Annotated in this window: 15 protein-coding genes; 10 read left to right on the top strand and 5 right to left on the bottom strand. The window is 69.6% G+C overall.

Annotation, left to right across the window (positions count from 1 at the left end; all coding sequences use genetic code 11):
* Positions 1–10: 10 nt before the first annotated feature.
* On the top strand, positions 11–1,147 hold the full coding sequence (locus WJM96_RS16740) for a CaiB/BaiF CoA transferase family protein (RefSeq protein ID WP_424813673.1): 1,137 nt from the start codon (positions 11–13) through the stop codon (positions 1,145–1,147).
* On the opposite strand, the gene WJM96_RS16745 is transcribed toward WJM96_RS16740, so the two are convergent.
* The 3 genes from WJM96_RS16745 to WJM96_RS16755 form a co-directional block, all read right to left on the bottom strand.
* On the bottom strand, positions 1,144–1,791 hold the full coding sequence (locus WJM96_RS16745) for an extensin family protein (protein ID WP_424813674.1): 648 nt from the start codon (positions 1,789–1,791) through the stop codon (positions 1,144–1,146). The genes WJM96_RS16740 and WJM96_RS16745 overlap by 4 nt on opposite strands.
* Positions 1,792–2,736, bottom strand: coding sequence for a Bug family tripartite tricarboxylate transporter substrate binding protein (locus WJM96_RS16750; RefSeq protein ID WP_424813675.1), 945 nt, complete (start codon positions 2,734–2,736; stop codon positions 1,792–1,794). It lies immediately after the preceding gene.
* Between the two features lie 86 nt (positions 2,737–2,822).
* Positions 2,823–3,695 (bottom strand): GGDEF domain-containing protein, encoded by an 873-nt coding sequence (locus tag WJM96_RS16755; protein ID WP_424813676.1) that lies wholly within the window; start codon positions 3,693–3,695, stop codon positions 2,823–2,825.
* A 111-nt stretch (positions 3,696–3,806) separates the two neighbouring features.
* On the opposite strand from WJM96_RS16755, the gene pdxY reads away from it, so the two are divergent.
* From pdxY to WJM96_RS16785, 6 genes are all read left to right on the top strand, one after another.
* A complete protein-coding gene (gene pdxY, locus WJM96_RS16760) occupies positions 3,807–4,655 on the top strand; it encodes a pyridoxal kinase PdxY (protein ID WP_424813677.1) in 849 nt (282 codons plus the stop codon).
* Positions 4,656–4,733: 78 nt separating this feature from the next.
* Positions 4,734–5,192 carry a MarR family winged helix-turn-helix transcriptional regulator gene (locus tag WJM96_RS16765; protein ID WP_424813678.1) on the top strand — a complete coding sequence of 153 codons (459 nt, stop codon included), beginning with the start codon at positions 4,734–4,736 and terminating at the stop codon, positions 5,190–5,192.
* Complete coding sequence (locus tag WJM96_RS16770; RefSeq protein ID WP_424813679.1) at positions 5,189–7,210, top strand: FUSC family protein; 2,022 nt, start codon at positions 5,189–5,191, stop codon at positions 7,208–7,210. Before WJM96_RS16765 ends, WJM96_RS16770 begins: the two co-directional genes overlap by 4 nt.
* 9 nt (positions 7,211–7,219) lie before the next feature.
* Positions 7,220–7,426, top strand: a complete 207-nt coding sequence (locus WJM96_RS16775) for a DUF1656 domain-containing protein (protein WP_424813680.1) — start codon at positions 7,220–7,222, stop codon at positions 7,424–7,426.
* Complete coding sequence (locus tag WJM96_RS16780) at positions 7,426–8,304, top strand: efflux RND transporter periplasmic adaptor subunit (protein ID WP_424813681.1); 879 nt, start codon at positions 7,426–7,428, stop codon at positions 8,302–8,304. Before WJM96_RS16775 ends, WJM96_RS16780 begins: the two co-directional genes overlap by 1 nt.
* Entirely contained in the window at positions 8,301–9,509 is a 1,209-nt protein-coding gene (locus WJM96_RS16785) for a multidrug effflux MFS transporter (RefSeq protein WP_424813682.1), read from the top strand. The genes WJM96_RS16780 and WJM96_RS16785 overlap by 4 nt, the downstream gene beginning before the upstream one ends.
* A gap of 1 nt (position 9,510) precedes the next feature.
* Here the strand turns inward: WJM96_RS16785 and WJM96_RS16790 are convergent, their stop codons facing one another.
* Positions 9,511–10,746 (bottom strand): polyhydroxyalkanoate depolymerase, encoded by a 1,236-nt coding sequence (locus tag WJM96_RS16790; RefSeq protein ID WP_424813683.1) that lies wholly within the window; start codon positions 10,744–10,746, stop codon positions 9,511–9,513.
* 80 nt (positions 10,747–10,826) lie between these two features.
* Here WJM96_RS16790 and WJM96_RS16795 point away from each other — a divergent pair, with 80 nt between their 5' ends.
* The 3 genes from WJM96_RS16795 to WJM96_RS16805 are packed head-to-tail and all read left to right on the top strand — an operon-like array spanning position 10,827 to position 12,955.
* Positions 10,827–11,537 carry a glutathione S-transferase gene (locus WJM96_RS16795; protein WP_424813684.1) on the top strand — a complete coding sequence of 237 codons (711 nt, stop codon included), beginning with the start codon at positions 10,827–10,829 and terminating at the stop codon, positions 11,535–11,537.
* 58 nt (positions 11,538–11,595) lie between these two features.
* Positions 11,596–12,588: a helix-turn-helix domain-containing protein gene (locus tag WJM96_RS16800; protein ID WP_424813685.1), complete on the top strand. Its 993-nt coding sequence runs from the start codon at positions 11,596–11,598 to the stop codon at positions 12,586–12,588.
* A 43-nt stretch (positions 12,589–12,631) separates the two neighbouring features.
* A complete protein-coding gene (locus tag WJM96_RS16805; RefSeq protein WP_424813686.1) occupies positions 12,632–12,955 on the top strand; it encodes a hypothetical protein in 324 nt (107 codons plus the stop codon).
* A gap of 4 nt (positions 12,956–12,959) precedes the next feature.
* Here WJM96_RS16805 and dmeF read toward each other — a convergent pair whose 3' ends face one another.
* A complete protein-coding gene (gene dmeF, locus WJM96_RS16810) occupies positions 12,960–13,847 on the bottom strand; it encodes a CDF family Co(II)/Ni(II) efflux transporter DmeF (RefSeq protein WP_424813687.1) in 888 nt (295 codons plus the stop codon).
* Positions 13,848–13,852: the final 5 nt, after the last annotated feature.

Here is a 13,852-nt window from a genome sequence, read left to right on the forward strand (position 1 = left end):
TCAGGACACTATGAACAAGCCTCTCTCGGGTCTTCTCGTCGTCGCGATGGAGCAGGCGGTGGCAGCGCCGCTCTGCTCCATGAAACTCGCCGATGCCGGCGCGCGCGTGATCAAGATCGAGCGCGCGGAGGGCGACTTCGCCCGCGGCTACGATGCGGCCTGCAACGGCATGGCGACCTATTTCGTCTGGCTGAACCGCGGCAAGGAGAGCATCTGCCTGGACATCAAGTCGCCGGCCGACAAGGCGCTGCTGGCGAACCTTCTCTCCAAGGCGGACGTCTTCATCCAGAACCTCGCACCCGGGGCCATGGGCCGCGCGGGCTTCGGCGCCGCCGAGCTGCGCGCGAAGCATCCGCGCCTGATCACCGTGGATATCAGCGGTTATGGCGAGGAGGGCGAGTATGCCGGGATGAAGGCCTATGACCTGCTGGTCCAGGCCGAGAGCGGGCTCGCCTCCGTCACCGGCCGGCCGGAAGGCCCGGGCCGCGTCGGTGTCTCGGCCTGCGACATCGCCTGCGGCATGAACGCGCATGCGGCGGTGCTGGAGGCGCTGATCGAGCGCGGCATCACCGGCAAGGGAAAGGGCATCGGCGTCAGCCTCTTCGACGGCATGGCGGATTGGATGAACGTGCCGCTGCTCTACTTCGAAGGCACGGGGAAGGAGCCGCAGCGCATCGGCCTCGCGCATCCCTCGCTCTGCCCTTATGGCGCCTTCGCGATCGCCGATGGTTCGCTGGTGCTCATCTCCATCCAGAACGAGCGCGAATGGGCGCAGTTCGCGACGCATTTCATGCAGGACCCATCGCTGACCGAGCGCGAGGGCTATCGCCGCAATGTGGAGCGCGTGGCTAATCGTCCGATGGTGGACGCGCATATCGCCGGGGTCTTCGCCGCGCTCAGCCGCGAGGAATGCGTCGCGCGCCTGGCGAAAGCGAACACCGCCTACGGCTTCGTGAACAACGTCCACGGCCTGTCGCAGCACAAGGCGCTGCGCCGTGTCGAGGTGCAGACGGAGAAGGGGCGGGTTGCGGTCGCGGCGCCTGCGGCGCGCTTCAGCGATGGCCCCCGTTCCTACGGCCCGGTGCCCGCGCTGGGCGAGCATACGGACAAGGTGCGCGCGGAGTTCGCCGAGGCCGTGACCGCCTAGCGGCAGATGCGCGCCCGCCCCATGTCGAGGTGGAGGTGGTCGCGATGCGCGGCGTTGTAGTCTGGGCTCAGCACCGCGTTGAAGGACCGGCAGGCGCCGTCGCGCAGCGCGCGTAGGCCCGGCTGGTCCCAATCCCGTGCCACGCGCCATTCACCGCCGGCGCGCGTGAAGCCCGCGATGTCGATCGCATTGGCCGTCGCGTGCTGGCTGCGGCGGCCGCTTGCCGCGTGGTTCACGTTGCGGCAGGCATGGGTGCCGAGATGCGCCACGCCCGTGATCCCGGCGGGCAGCAGCACGTTCCGTTCATACAGCACCCAGGCCGCCGCGACCGGACAGGTCACGATGGGCGTCGAGGGCGAGACGCGCAGCGCGCTGGGCAGCCGCATCGCGTTCCCGATCTCGCAGCCCACCTCCGAGGCGCGGTCGGGCACGCGCGTCACCGGGATGCGCGAGGCCTCGAAGGCCGCGCGGCAGAAGGCCGGGTCGCGTCGCACGCGGGCGAGCTTGAAGGAGGTGACGAGGTTGGGCGTGGCCGTCAGGTCCAGCGGCGCGCGCGGGTCCCATTCCGGCGGCAGCATGCGAAGCGCGAACCAGCACAGGCCTGCGATGCCGGCGAGCGCCACCAGCCAGGAGAGGCGGGGCATTCAGTCGACCTTGATGTTCCCCGCGCGGATCACCTCACCCCAGGCGGCGATCTCGGTCTGCAGGAACTCTCGGAACTGCGTGGGCGAGAGGTCCACCGGCAGGCCGCCCTGGGCAATCGTGCGCTCGCGCTCGCGCTGCCCGGCGGAGAAGCGGCGGCCTTCCTCGTTCAGGCGCGCGACGATGGCGGCGGGCGTGCCCGCGGGCGCGACGATGGCCGACCAGGTCTGCGTGACGTAGCCGGCTACGCCCTGCTCCGCGATAGTCGGCATCTCGGGCCAGGAGGCCAGCCGCTCGCGCGTCGAGACGCCGAGCGCCTTGAGCCGCCCCGCCCTGACATGCGCGGAGGAGGAGGTCATGCTGTCGAAGAGCACATCGCAATGACCGGCAATGACGTCCAGCAAAGCCGGGCCTGAGCCGCGATGCGGCACATGAGTCATTTCCACGCCCGTCGCGCGGGCGAACATCTCGGCCGAAAGATGCGATGGCGAGGCGACGCCGATGGAGCAGTAGTTGATCTGCCCCCGCCGCGCCTGCGCCCAGGGGACGAACTCCGCGATGCTGTTCGGCGCGCGGTTGTTGGGCATCACCATCAGCAGCGGCGTGATCGAGGGCAGATAGACATGCTCAAAGCTGCGGACCGGATCGTACCCCGCCTGCATCATCTGCGGCAGGATGGTGAGCGGGCCGCTGGCGGTCATGGAGATGGTGTAGCCATCGGGCGCCGCGCGCGCCGTCATCTCAGTCCCCAGTAAGCCCGAGGCGCCGGAGCGGCTTTCCACGACGAAGGGCTGGCCAAAGACCTCCTGGTAGTGCTGCGCGACGAGGCGGCCGATGGCCTCGGTTCCGCCGCCGGGCGGGAAGGGGACGATCATCCGCACGGGCCGTTCGGGCCAGCTTTGCCCGCTCGCGCCAAGCGGCGCCAGCAGGGCGGCCGCCAGCAGCAAGATTGTCCATCCGTTTCGATGCGCCATCCACGATCTCCCGAAGAGCCGTCAGCCTAGAAGCCGCGCAAGGGGCACGGCCACCGGAATCAACGCGGCGCCGCGACAGGAGTGTCCAGAGGTGCCACGAAATCGTCGGGCGCGAGAATGGCGCGGTCGCGACCCTGCGCCTTGGCTTCGTAGAGCGCGGCGTCGGCCGCACGCCCGGCGTTGGCCACGGCCTCATTGTGCGGAGCATGGATCCGCGCGATGCCGGCGGAGACGGTCACCGCATATCCATCGCCTCCCGGATGCGGCACGTCCTGGCGGATCGCTTCGCGGATGCGCTCGACGATGGGGCGCGCCTCGGCGGTGTGGACGCCGATCAGGATGACAAGGAACTCCTCGCCCCCGATACGCGCCACGATATCCTGTTGCCGCCGGGACTTTTCCATGACCGCCGCCGCATGGCGCAGGACGGCGTCGCCGGCGGGGTGGCCCCAGTTGTCGTTCACGCTCTTGAAGCGGTCGATATCCAGCAAGGCCAGCGAGGCGGGCTCACCGCGCGCGAAGCATTGCGCGAGCGCCGGAAGCGCGGTGGCGGCGAGGCCGGCACGGTTGGGCAGGCCGGTCAGGGGGTCGTGCTCCGCGGCCTGAGCCAGTTGGCGCTCCAACTCGTCGCGCTCGCGAAAGGCCCTGAGGGCCAGCAGGAAGAAGGCCGGCGCGCTGAGGTCGCAAATCGCCCACGCCCAATCCAGGACCGCAATAGGGAGTTCGGCTCGTTCGCTGACCTCATGAAACGCCGACCAGATGGCGAGGCCGCCGATCGACGTCATCATCGCCGCCGCCAAGACGAGGCGGAGCCGCCGCGCCGGGTGGCGGCGATCATCGCGGGCGCCCTTGATGCACTGGCGGATCGCGGCGAGGCAGAGCGCCAGGGTTGCCAGGCGCGTCAGCAGGAAGAGCGAATCAGCCAAGTTCAAGCGATGCGCTCCGGGCGACGCTGGTGACCTGCAGGCGAGGCTCGCACCGGGACGGAAGCGCGGCAAGCCTGATTGCGGCGCGGCCGGGGGGCGGCTTATCCCTGGGGGGCGATGAACATCCTCTCCATCCAGTCCTGGGTCTCCTACGGGCATGTGGGCAACGCCTCTGCCATGTTCCCACTGCAGCGGCTGGGGGCAGAGGTGTGGGCCATCAACACGGTCCAGTTCAGCAACCACACCGGCTACGGCGCCTGGCGCGGGCAGGTCTTCGGCGCCGACCTGGTGCGGGACTGCGTGCAGGGCATCGAGGAGCGTGGGGTCCTGCCGCGCTGCGACGCCTTGCTCTCCGGCTATATGGGCGATGCCGGGATCGGCGAGGCGATCCTGGATGCCGTGGCGCGGGTGAAGGCGGCCAACCCCCAGGCGCTCTGGTGTTGCGACCCGGTGCTGGGGGACGACGACCGGGGCATCTATGTCCGCCCCGGCATTCCGGAATTCCTGCGCGACCGGGCCATCCCCATGGCCGATATCGCCACCCCCAACCGCTTCGAGCTGGAGTGGCTGACTGGCCGCAAGGTCACGAACCTCGGCGAGGCGAAGGAAGCCGTATCTGCGCTCCAGGCGATGGGGCCGCGCTGCGTGCTACTGACAAGCCTGGCGCTCCCCGACATGCCGGCCGACCGGATGGGGCTGCTGGCCGCGGAAGGCGGACGCTTCTTCCGAGTCACCACCCCGATGCTGCCCTTGCAGATCAATGGGGCGGGGGACGCGATCGCCGCTCTCTTCCTGTTCCATCGCCTGCGGAGCGGGGATGTGGCGGAAGCGCTGGCTGCCGCCAGTTCGTCGGTCTACGGGCTCCTGCGCCGGACCGCCGAGGCGGGGTCCCGCGAGATCCTGACCGTTGCCGCGCAGGAGGAATTCGTGAACCCCACCCACCGCTTCGCCGCCGAGCCCTGCTGATGCTGCGCTGCAGCGAATTAACGCGATTTCATGTAAATAGGTAGCAAACTAACTAATAGGGCGATCTATATGGAGGGCGTGACCCAGCCACCCCTCCGCCACCTTCTGACCGCCAACCTTCTCCAGGCGAGCCGCAACTGGCGCCGCCTCGCGCAGGAGGCCATGGCCGCCCACGGCATCTCCGATGCCCGCGCCGCGCCCCTTATCTGGGTGAGCCGGCTGGGCGGCGGCGTGCGCCAGGTCACCCTGGCGGGACATATCGGGATCGAAGGGCCGTCCCTCGTTCGCCTGCTGGACCAGCTCGGTGCCGCTGGCCTGATCGAGCGGCGCGAGGATCCGGACGACCGCCGCGCCAAGACCATCTGGCTGACGCCCGAGGGCGAGGCCATGGCCGCGCGCATCGAAATGGTCCTCACGGATCTTCGGGAACGAATTTTCGCGGGCATTTCGGACGAGGAGATCGCGGCCGCCCAGCGGATCTTCGACGCCATGTCCGCCGACCATGCCCGCCGCGCGCCGGAGGCCGTCACGGCATGATCTGGCCCACGCTGCGCGACTGGATTTTCTCCGCCAAGGCGTTCTCGGCCGCGATGCTGGCCCTGTTCCTGGCGCTCGCGCTCGACCTCACCAACCCCTACTGGGCGATGACGACGGTCTATGTGGTGATGAACCCGCTGACCGGCGCTACCACCTCAAAGGCCGTCTTCCGCATGGGCGGCACACTGATCGGCGCGGCCGGCGCGGTACTGCTGGTGCCCGTGCTGGTGAACGCGCCGGAATTGCTGGTGGCCGCCATCTCGATCTGGGTCGGCGCGCTGCTCTACCTCGCGCTGCTCGACCGCACGCCGCGCAGCTACCTCTTCATGCTGGCGGGCTACACCCTGCCGCTGATCGCGCTTCCGGCCATCGGCGCGCCCGGGACCATCTTCGATGTCGCCATCGCCCGCAGCCAGGAGATCATTATCGGCATTATTTGCGCCAGCGTGGTCGGCGCCGTCGTCTTCCCGGTCAGCATCGGCCCCGTGGTCGCGGCGCGCGCGGGGGCTCTGCTGCGCGACGCGGGCGATTGGGCGCGCGAAATCCTCCGCGGCGACGGCGCATCGCCCACCACGCCGCTGGCCCGCCAGCGCATGGCGGCCGATATCGCGGCGCTCGACGCCCTCATTGTGCAGCTGTCCTTTGATGCGGAGGCGCACGGAATGGCCGTGCATGCGCGCGAGCTCAGGGCGCGGCTGCTCTACCTGCTGCCCATCATTTCCACCATCGCGGACCGCATGCACGCGCTCCGCCTCGAGGACGGCACCCTCCCGCCGCAGGTGACCGGGCTGACGGAGCGTATCGCCGACTGGATGACCGCCGCGGCGCCCGGCGGCGCGGATACGCTCCTGGCGGAGATCGCCGCGTTGGAGGGGGCGCCCGCGCTGCCGTGGCACGGGCTGGTGCGCCGCGGGCTGACCCGGCGCCTCGCGCTGCTCGTCGAGACCTGGGACGACGCCGTGGCCCAGCGCCATGCCATCGCAGGCGGGCCGCAGCCGGCCGGCTACCGCCGACCCGCGTTGCTCTCGCGGGAGCGGCACCACGACCATGCGATGATCTTCTTCGCCTGCGCCTCCGCCGCCGCCGCCACCTTCCTCTCCGGCCTGGTGTGGATCTGGAGCGGCTGGGCGGGCGGCGCCTCGCTCATGGCCATCACTGCCGTTGCCTGCTGCTTCTTCGGCGCGATGGACCAGCCGATGCCGCCGCTCAAGGCCATGTTCCAATGGACGGCGATCAGCCTGGTGGGGGCCGGGATCTACCTCTTCGGTATCCTGCCGGGCATTCGCGAATTCGAGCTGCTGGCGCTGGTGCTGGCGCCGCCGATGCTGCTCATCGGCCTGCTGTCCTCGCGCCCGCAATTCATGCTGGCGACGATGCTGCTGGCGGCCAACGGCACCGGCTCGCTGGCCCTGCAGAACCGGTATTCGGCCGATCTCGCCGCTTATGTGAATGGGGGCATCGGCGTGCTGGCGGGCATCGCCTTCGCGATGGTCTGGACCTCGGTCGTACGGCCCTTCGGCGCCGGGCTCGCCGCGCGCCGCCTGGCCCGTGCCGGTTGGGAGGAACTGTCGGCCCTCGCCGCCGGACAGCGCGACGCGACAGACCAGACGCATCTCTCCCGTGCGCTGGACCGGCTGGCGCAACTGGCGCCGCGGCTCGCGGCAAACGACAACCTGCGGATCGACAGCCTTGCCGAGATGCGCGTGGGCTACGCGCTGCTCTGCCTGCGGCGCGAGCGGCTGGCGCTGCCCGAGGCCGCACGGGGCCGCATCGAGCGCGTCCTCAACGGCGTGACCGCCCATTTCCGCCGTCGCGCGGAAGGCGGCAGCCTGCCGGCCCGTCCCGGCCTGCGCGCTTCCATCGACCTGGCGCTGGCCGCGCTCGGCGCCCAGCCCGCGACCCCGGCAGCCATCGCGGCTGCCGAGGCCTTGACGGGCCTGCGGCGCGGCCTCTACCCCGAGACGGCCGGTCCCGCCGCCATGCCCCTCGCGCCGCAGCCGCGGCTCGAGGCGGTGTAGGAGCGAACCATGCCTCCCGAAATCGATATCTACGGCGTTTTCGTCCCGAGCTTCCTGATCGTGATGGTGCTCGCCTATGGCGCCATGCGCCTCGTGAGCCGGCTTCTCGCCCGGATCGGTGCCTATGACTTCGTCTGGCACCGTGCGCTGTTCAACGTCGGCCTCTACGTCCTGATCCTGGGCGGGGGCTGGTCCCTTCTGCGGAGTACCTTCTGATGCGCCCCTCCCTGATGCGCGCCCTGCGCGTCGCCGTCACTCTCTGCGTCGTCGCCGGCGCGGGATTGGTCGGCCATGGGCTGTGGAACCACTACATGAACGAGCCCTGGACGCGCGATGCGCGCGTGCGGGCGGACGTGAACAGCATCGCGCCCGACGTCTCCGGCCTGGTGAGCGAGGTTCTGGTCGCCGACAACGCCCGCGTGCATCGCGGGGACGTGCTGTTCCGCATCGACCCGGAGCGGTTCCGCATCGCGCTCCGCCAGTCCGATGCCATGGTCGAAGGCCGCCGCGCGGAGCTGGAGCAGGCGCGGCGCGACCTCACGCGCTACGAACAGATCCGCGACGTCATCTCCCGCCAGTCGGCCGAGCAGGCGCGCACCCGCGTGGCGCAGGCGGAGGCCACGCTGGGCCAGGCGACGGCCGACAACGCGCTCGCGCATCTCAACCTGGAGCGCTCGGAGGTCCGGGCCTCTGCCAACGGCATCATCACTAACCTGATGCTCCGCCCCGGCGACTATGTGAGCGCCGGGCGCGCGGTGATGGCGCTGGTGGATACGGACTCGCTGCGCGTGGAGGGGTATTTCGAGGAGACCAAGCTTCCCCGCATCCATGCCGGCGCGCCGGCGGCTATCGAGCTCATGGGGCAGTCGGTGCGGCTGCGCGGCCATGTCCAGGGCGTGGCCGCCGCCATCGAGGACCGCGAACGCACGGCCAGCACCGGGCTTCTCGCCAATATCAACCCGACCTTCACCTGGGTGCGCCTCGCGCAGCGCGTGCCGGTCCGTATCGAGCTCGATGAGATTCCGGACGGCACGCGCCTCGTCGCGGGCCTGACCGCCACCGTCCAGATCGAGCCCCAGGTCGCGACGCCGTGAGGGATCAGGTGCAGATGGTCGAGCCCGAGGGCCGCATTTCGGTCCCGCTCTGGCTGCTCGCGCTCTTCACCTTCAGCGGCACGCTGGCCATGCACATCTTCGTGCCGGCCCTGCCGCGGGCGGCCGAGGACCTGGGCGCCAGCATCGGCACGATGCAGATGACGGTGAGCCTCTACATCTACGGGCTGGCCTTCGGGCAGCTCATCTACGGGCCGGCTTCCGACCGCTTCGGGCGCCGCCCGGTGCTGATGGTGGGGCTCGCGATCTATGCGGTCTCGGGGCTGGCCGCGGCCCTCGCCACGGGTCCCGCAGCGCTGATCGCGGCGCGGCTTTTCCAGGCGCTCGGCGGATGCGCGGGGCTCGTGCTCGGCCGCACCGTCGTGCGCGACACCTCGCCGCCGGCAGGAACGGCCAAGCGGCTGGCGGTCATGAACCTGATGATCACGGTGGGTCCCGGCATCGCGCCGCTGATCGGCACGCTGCTGGTCGAGACCACGGGCTGGCGCTCCATCCTGCTGCTGATGTGCGCCTTCGGCGTCGTGAACCTGTTCCTGGCTTGGCGCATGCTGCCCGAGACGCGGCCCTCCGATTCCGGCGACGGCAGCGCCTTTCTCCATCACGGCTTGCAGCTGATCCGCTCGCCGGCCTTCCTCGGCTATGCGATCGGCGGCGGCTGCGCCACCACCGCCGTCTTCGCCTTCATCGCCGCGGCGCCCTTCATCTTCACGCATGAGCTTCACCGCCCACCGCACGAAACCGGCTTCTACCTGGCGATGCTGGTCTTCGGCATGTGGCTCGGCAGCGCGCTGGTGAGCCGGATGCTGGGGCGGTTCTCCATGGTCAAGCTGATGGTGCGCGGCAACTTCGTCAGCGCGGTGGCGATGCTGATCATGCTGGCCGCGACCTTGTCGGGACATGCGAGCCTGGTGCTGGTGATGGCCTGCATGTTCGCCTTCACCATCGGCCTCGGCTTCGCCTCGCCCACTGCCATGGCACAGGCGCTGAGCGTGAATCCGCATGTGATCGGCTCCGCCTCGGGCGTCTACGGCGCGATCCAGATGGGCGTCGGCGCGACCTGCGCGGCGCTGGCGGGGCTGGGCTCCAACCCGATGCTGTCGGCCGCGCTGGTGCTGGCGATGGCCGGCCTGGTCGCGCAGGCCTGCTTCTTCGTGGCGATTCGGGTGCAGGGGCGCGGCCGGGCGTGACTTAGCCCTGGTGCGCCTGGATCATCTCGCGAATGCGGGGGTAGATCGCCTGGGCAAACCGGCGGCCCGAGAAGACGCCGTAATGGCCGACGCCGGTCTGGAGATGGTAGCGGCGCATCGTCACCGGCACGCTGCGGCAGAGATCGAGCGCCGCCATGGTCTGCCCGATGCCGCAGATGTCGTCCTTCTCGCCCTCGACGGCCATCACCGCCGTACGGCGGATGGCCTCCGGCCGCACGGGGCGGCCGCGCCAGGTCAACTCGCCGCGCGCCAGGGCATGGTCCTGGAACACCGTCTTCACCGTCTCCAGGAAGAACTCCGCGGGCAGGTCCATTACCGAGAGATATTCGTCGTAGAAGCGGCGGTGCTGCTCGGACTTGGCCGTGTTGCCGTCGAACAGTGACCAGAACTGCTCGTGATGCGCCTTCATGTGGCGGCCGAGATTCATCGACATGAAGGCCGAGAGCTGCAGCGCGCCCGGATAGACCCGCCGCCCCGCGCCCTGGTAGCGCCAGGGGACCGAGCAGATGAGATTGCTCTTGAACCAGCCGATATCCCGGCTTTCGGCCAGGCGATTCACCTCGGTCGGATGCTGGCGCGCGTCGATGGGGCCGGCCAGCAGCGTCATGCTGCGGGGCGAGGCCGGGTGGCGATCCTCGGCCATCAGCGCCACCGCAGCCAGCACCGCCACCACGGGCTGGCAGACGGCCAGCACATGGCCGCCGGGGCCGATCGCCTCCTGGAAATGCATCACATGGTCGATGAACTCGTCCAGGCCGAAGCGGCCGGCCGAGGCGGGCACGTCGCGGATGTTGTGCCAGTCGGTGATGTAGACGTCATGGTCCTGCAGCAGCACCTGGATCGTGCCGCGCAGAAGGGTCGCGAAATGACCCGACATGGGCGCGACCACCAGCACCCGGGGCAGGGGGGTGGCGACGTCCTTGCGGAAGTGCAGCAGGCTCGCGAAGGGCGTGCGGGCGACAGCGACTTCCTCCACCTCGACCGTCCGGTTGCCGACGCGGATGGCGCCGATCCCGTAGTCCGGGCGGCGCGTCAGCAGGCCCGCATGGCCGAAGACCTCCAGGCTGGCGCGCAACGCCCTCAGGCCGCCGAACAGCATGTCGTGGGGCGCGCCCGGCGCGGGCATCCACGGCGCTATGAGGCCGCCCATCTGGCGGGCCATCATCCTCATCGGCGAGAGGATATCCTGGCTTGTCTGAAGGGTGGGGTAGATCATCCGGCCGCCATGTTGCGCGGCTTCGGGCATTTCGCAACTGCGAATTCGCGTCTAGCCTGGGCGGGGACATGGGGGCTGGCATGGCGCGCACGACGACTCCGAGGAAACCCGCCGCGACGAAGGCGGCCCCGGAAGCCCTTCTGCGGATCAGCAGCCGCAACTACTCCTCCTGGTCGATGCGGGGATGGCTTATCACGCGCATGTCGGGCTTGCCTTTCCGGGTCCACGCGGTCTCGGTGGACGACCCGGCCACCCGGGCCGAGCTGCTGCTGAACTCCTCCTCCATCCTGATCCCCTGCCTGGAGCATGAGGGGGCGGAGATCTGGGACACGCTCGGGATCGCCGAGTACCTGAACGAGTTGCGGCCGGATGCCTGCCTTTTCCCTGAGGACCGCATCGCCCGCGCGCGCTGCCGCTCGATCTGCGGCGAGATGCATGCCGGGTTCCATGCTCTCCGTTCGTCCCTCCCCATGAATTTGCGCGCCTTCGTCCCGGGCTTCACCGTCTGGTCGGCGGCGAGGGCCGATATCGAGCGGATCCAATACCTCTGGTTGGATTGCCTCCGTATCTGGGGTGGCCCGTGGCTCTTCGGGCCCAGGCCCAGCGTGGCGGACGCGATGTACGCACCGGTGGTGACGCGGCTGCGGACCTATGACGTGAAGATGGAGCCCGGCTGCGAGGCTTATGCGCAGACCATCGAAGGCTGGGACCTGTTCCAGGAGTGGAGCGAGGCGGCAAAGCTCGAACCCGAGGCGAAAATCACGGAGCTCGAACTGGACGCTGAATTCTGAGCGTATAAGCCTCTCCATCTGGTATGGCTCTGACCAGACCGCAGAGGGAGACGGCCTTTTGGCTGATATCTTCTCGACCCTGACCTTGCCGCGCGCGCAGCAGTTCGAGGCGTGGCACGCCTGGCTTGCCGACGTCTTCGATGCGGAGGAGCCCGACCGCGACGGCTTCGCTGCCGAGAACAGCTTCTGGCAATTGGGCGACCTGGGCATCGCCATCGCGCGGGTGCCCTCGCTTCGTGTGAGTCGGACGCCGCAGCTGATCAGCCGCCAGCCCGTCGATCATTGGGTGCTGAGCGTCGCGGACAGGGCGATGCGGGTTTCAACGGACAAGGCGGAACATACGGTGCCCGGCAGGATACCGTTTCTCTTCTCCCTGGGGCACCCGTTCCAGGCGTTGAGGCCCGCGGACGAACGCATTCACGTCTACCTGCCGCGCGACCTGGCGCCGCGACTGGCCGGCTTCGATGCCGCGCGCGGCTTTGTGCTTGATGCGCCTTTCGGCAGGCTGCTCGCGAGCTTCCTGCAAGGCCTCGCGGCGAGTCTGCCGCAGATGTCCGGAAGCGAGCTGACGCAGGCCGGCTCGGCGCTGCGCGCGATGCTGGGCGGATGCTTGCGTCCCGATGCGGATGCTGTCGCGGAGGCGGGGCCGTATCTTCATTCGGTCCGGCTCGCGCGGGTGCAGGCCGCCATCCGCCGTCACGTCGCATTGCCGGAGCTGGGTGTGGAAATGCTTTGCGGCATGGCCGGTGTCTCGCGAAGCCAGCTTTACCGCCTGCTCGAAGGGGAGGGAGGCGTGATGCACGCCATTAGGCGCGAGCGACTGCACGCCTGCCGGCGCCAGCTGGAAGATCCGCACGAGACGCGGCCGATCCGAGAGATCGCCGCGACATATGGTTTCGAGGACCCCTCCCTCTTCAGCCGGGCCTTTCGCCGGGAGTTCGGCATGAGTCCCGGCGGCGCGCGCGTCAGGGCGCCAGCCTCGGTCGCGGTCGGACATCCCGCACCTGGACGGGCGCGGGGCGGCTTCGTCGAGCATCTCCTGCAGCTGTGAAGGCCGTTTCCGAGCCGTGGGGATCTCCCCTAAGCTCGGCGTCATGATCGTTCATCCCGCGCGCTTCGGCCTTTTCCTGCTGCTTGTGACATCGCTCGGGGCCTGCCAGCCGCCGACGCCGGCCCAGGAAGCCTCGGCCGAGGATCGCCAGTGCCGGGGCTACGGGTTCGAGCCGGGCAGCGAGCGCTATGTCACCTGCCGTTCCATGATCGGCGAGAGAAGGGCCATCGAGGCCGGGCGCTCGCCGGGCTCGGGCAATCCCGCGGGGTTGCCGATCTATGCGGCGCCGCCGCTCATGCCCTCTCCGCGCGAGGTCGGCTGCAGGATCATCCAGAGCGGCAGCCAGCGCTTCACCAACTGCCCCTGAAGGCTCAACGCGTCTCCACGGTGAGGTGGGCGAGTTCGTGCACGGGGCGCAACCGTTCGCGGACCGTCTCGTTGTCGACCGCGCCGGTGACGCTGACGATCGCCGCATGCGCGCCGGGACCGAGCCGCCAGATGTGCAGGTCCGTGATCCGGGTGTCGCCGGGACCCTCGACCTGCTCGCGTACCTCGGCCTCCAGCGCGGGGTCGGAGGTGTCGAGCAGGACGGCCGCGGTGTCGCGCAGCAGCCCCCATGACCAGACGGCGATCACGGCCGCGCCGGCGATACCCATGGCGGGGTCGAGCCAGGCCCAGCCGAGGTAACGCCCGCCCAGCAGCGCCGCGATGGCAAGCACCGAGGTCAGGGCATCCGCCAGCACGTGCAGATAGGCCGACCGCAGGTTGTTGTCCTGCTCGTGCTCGTGATGATGACCGTCATGGTCGTGGTGCTGATGCCCGTGGCCGAGCAGCAGCGCGCTTACGACATTGACGACGAGGCCGAGCACCGCGACCACCGTCGCCTCGCCGAAGGCCACCTCGCGCGGTTCCAGCAGGCGCATCACGGATTCCCCGGCGATCCCGATCGCCGCGAAGCCGAGGACCAGGGCCGAAGCGAAGCCGGCGAGATCGCCCACCTTGCCGGTTCCGAAGCTGTAGCGCGGATCGCGGGCATGGCGCCGCGCATAGGCATAGGCGCCCGCGGCGACTGCCAGGGCGCCAGCGTGCGTGGCCATGTGAAAGCCGTCGGCAAGCAGCGCCATGGATTGCGTGAGCAGCCCGGCGGCGATCTCGCCCACCATCATCGTCGCGGTGAGCAGCACCACCCAGAGCGTGCGGCGCGCATGCGCGTCGTGCCGGCTTCCGAGGAAGACATGGTCATGGGCCGCCGGCGACAAGTTAG

It is taken from the genome of Roseococcus sp. YIM B11640, assembly GCF_049727625.1.
Lineage (GTDB): Bacteria > Pseudomonadota > Alphaproteobacteria > Acetobacterales > Acetobacteraceae > Roseococcus.

Excerpts from the sequence above, each read along its gene's own strand:
- WJM96_RS16740 (WP_424813673.1), top strand. The coding sequence starts at position 11 with ATGAACAAGCCTCTCTCGGGTCTTCTCGTCGTCGCGATGGAGCAGGCG.
- WJM96_RS16745 (WP_424813674.1), bottom strand. The coding sequence starts at position 1,791 with ATGCCCCGCCTCTCCTGGCTGGTGGCGCTCGCCGGCATCGCAGGCCTG.
- pdxY (WP_424813677.1), top strand. The coding sequence starts at position 3,807 with ATGAACATCCTCTCCATCCAGTCCTGGGTCTCCTACGGGCATGTGGGC.
- WJM96_RS16770 (WP_424813679.1), top strand. The coding sequence starts at position 5,189 with ATGATCTGGCCCACGCTGCGCGACTGGATTTTCTCCGCCAAGGCGTTC.
- WJM96_RS16775 (WP_424813680.1), top strand. The coding sequence starts at position 7,220 with ATGCCTCCCGAAATCGATATCTACGGCGTTTTCGTCCCGAGCTTCCTG.
- WJM96_RS16780 (WP_424813681.1), top strand. The coding sequence starts at position 7,426 with ATGCGCCCCTCCCTGATGCGCGCCCTGCGCGTCGCCGTCACTCTCTGC.
- WJM96_RS16790 (WP_424813683.1), bottom strand. The coding sequence starts at position 10,746 with ATGATCTACCCCACCCTTCAGACAAGCCAGGATATCCTCTCGCCGATG.
- WJM96_RS16795 (WP_424813684.1), top strand. The coding sequence starts at position 10,827 with ATGGCGCGCACGACGACTCCGAGGAAACCCGCCGCGACGAAGGCGGCC.
- WJM96_RS16805 (WP_424813686.1), top strand. The coding sequence starts at position 12,632 with ATGATCGTTCATCCCGCGCGCTTCGGCCTTTTCCTGCTGCTTGTGACA.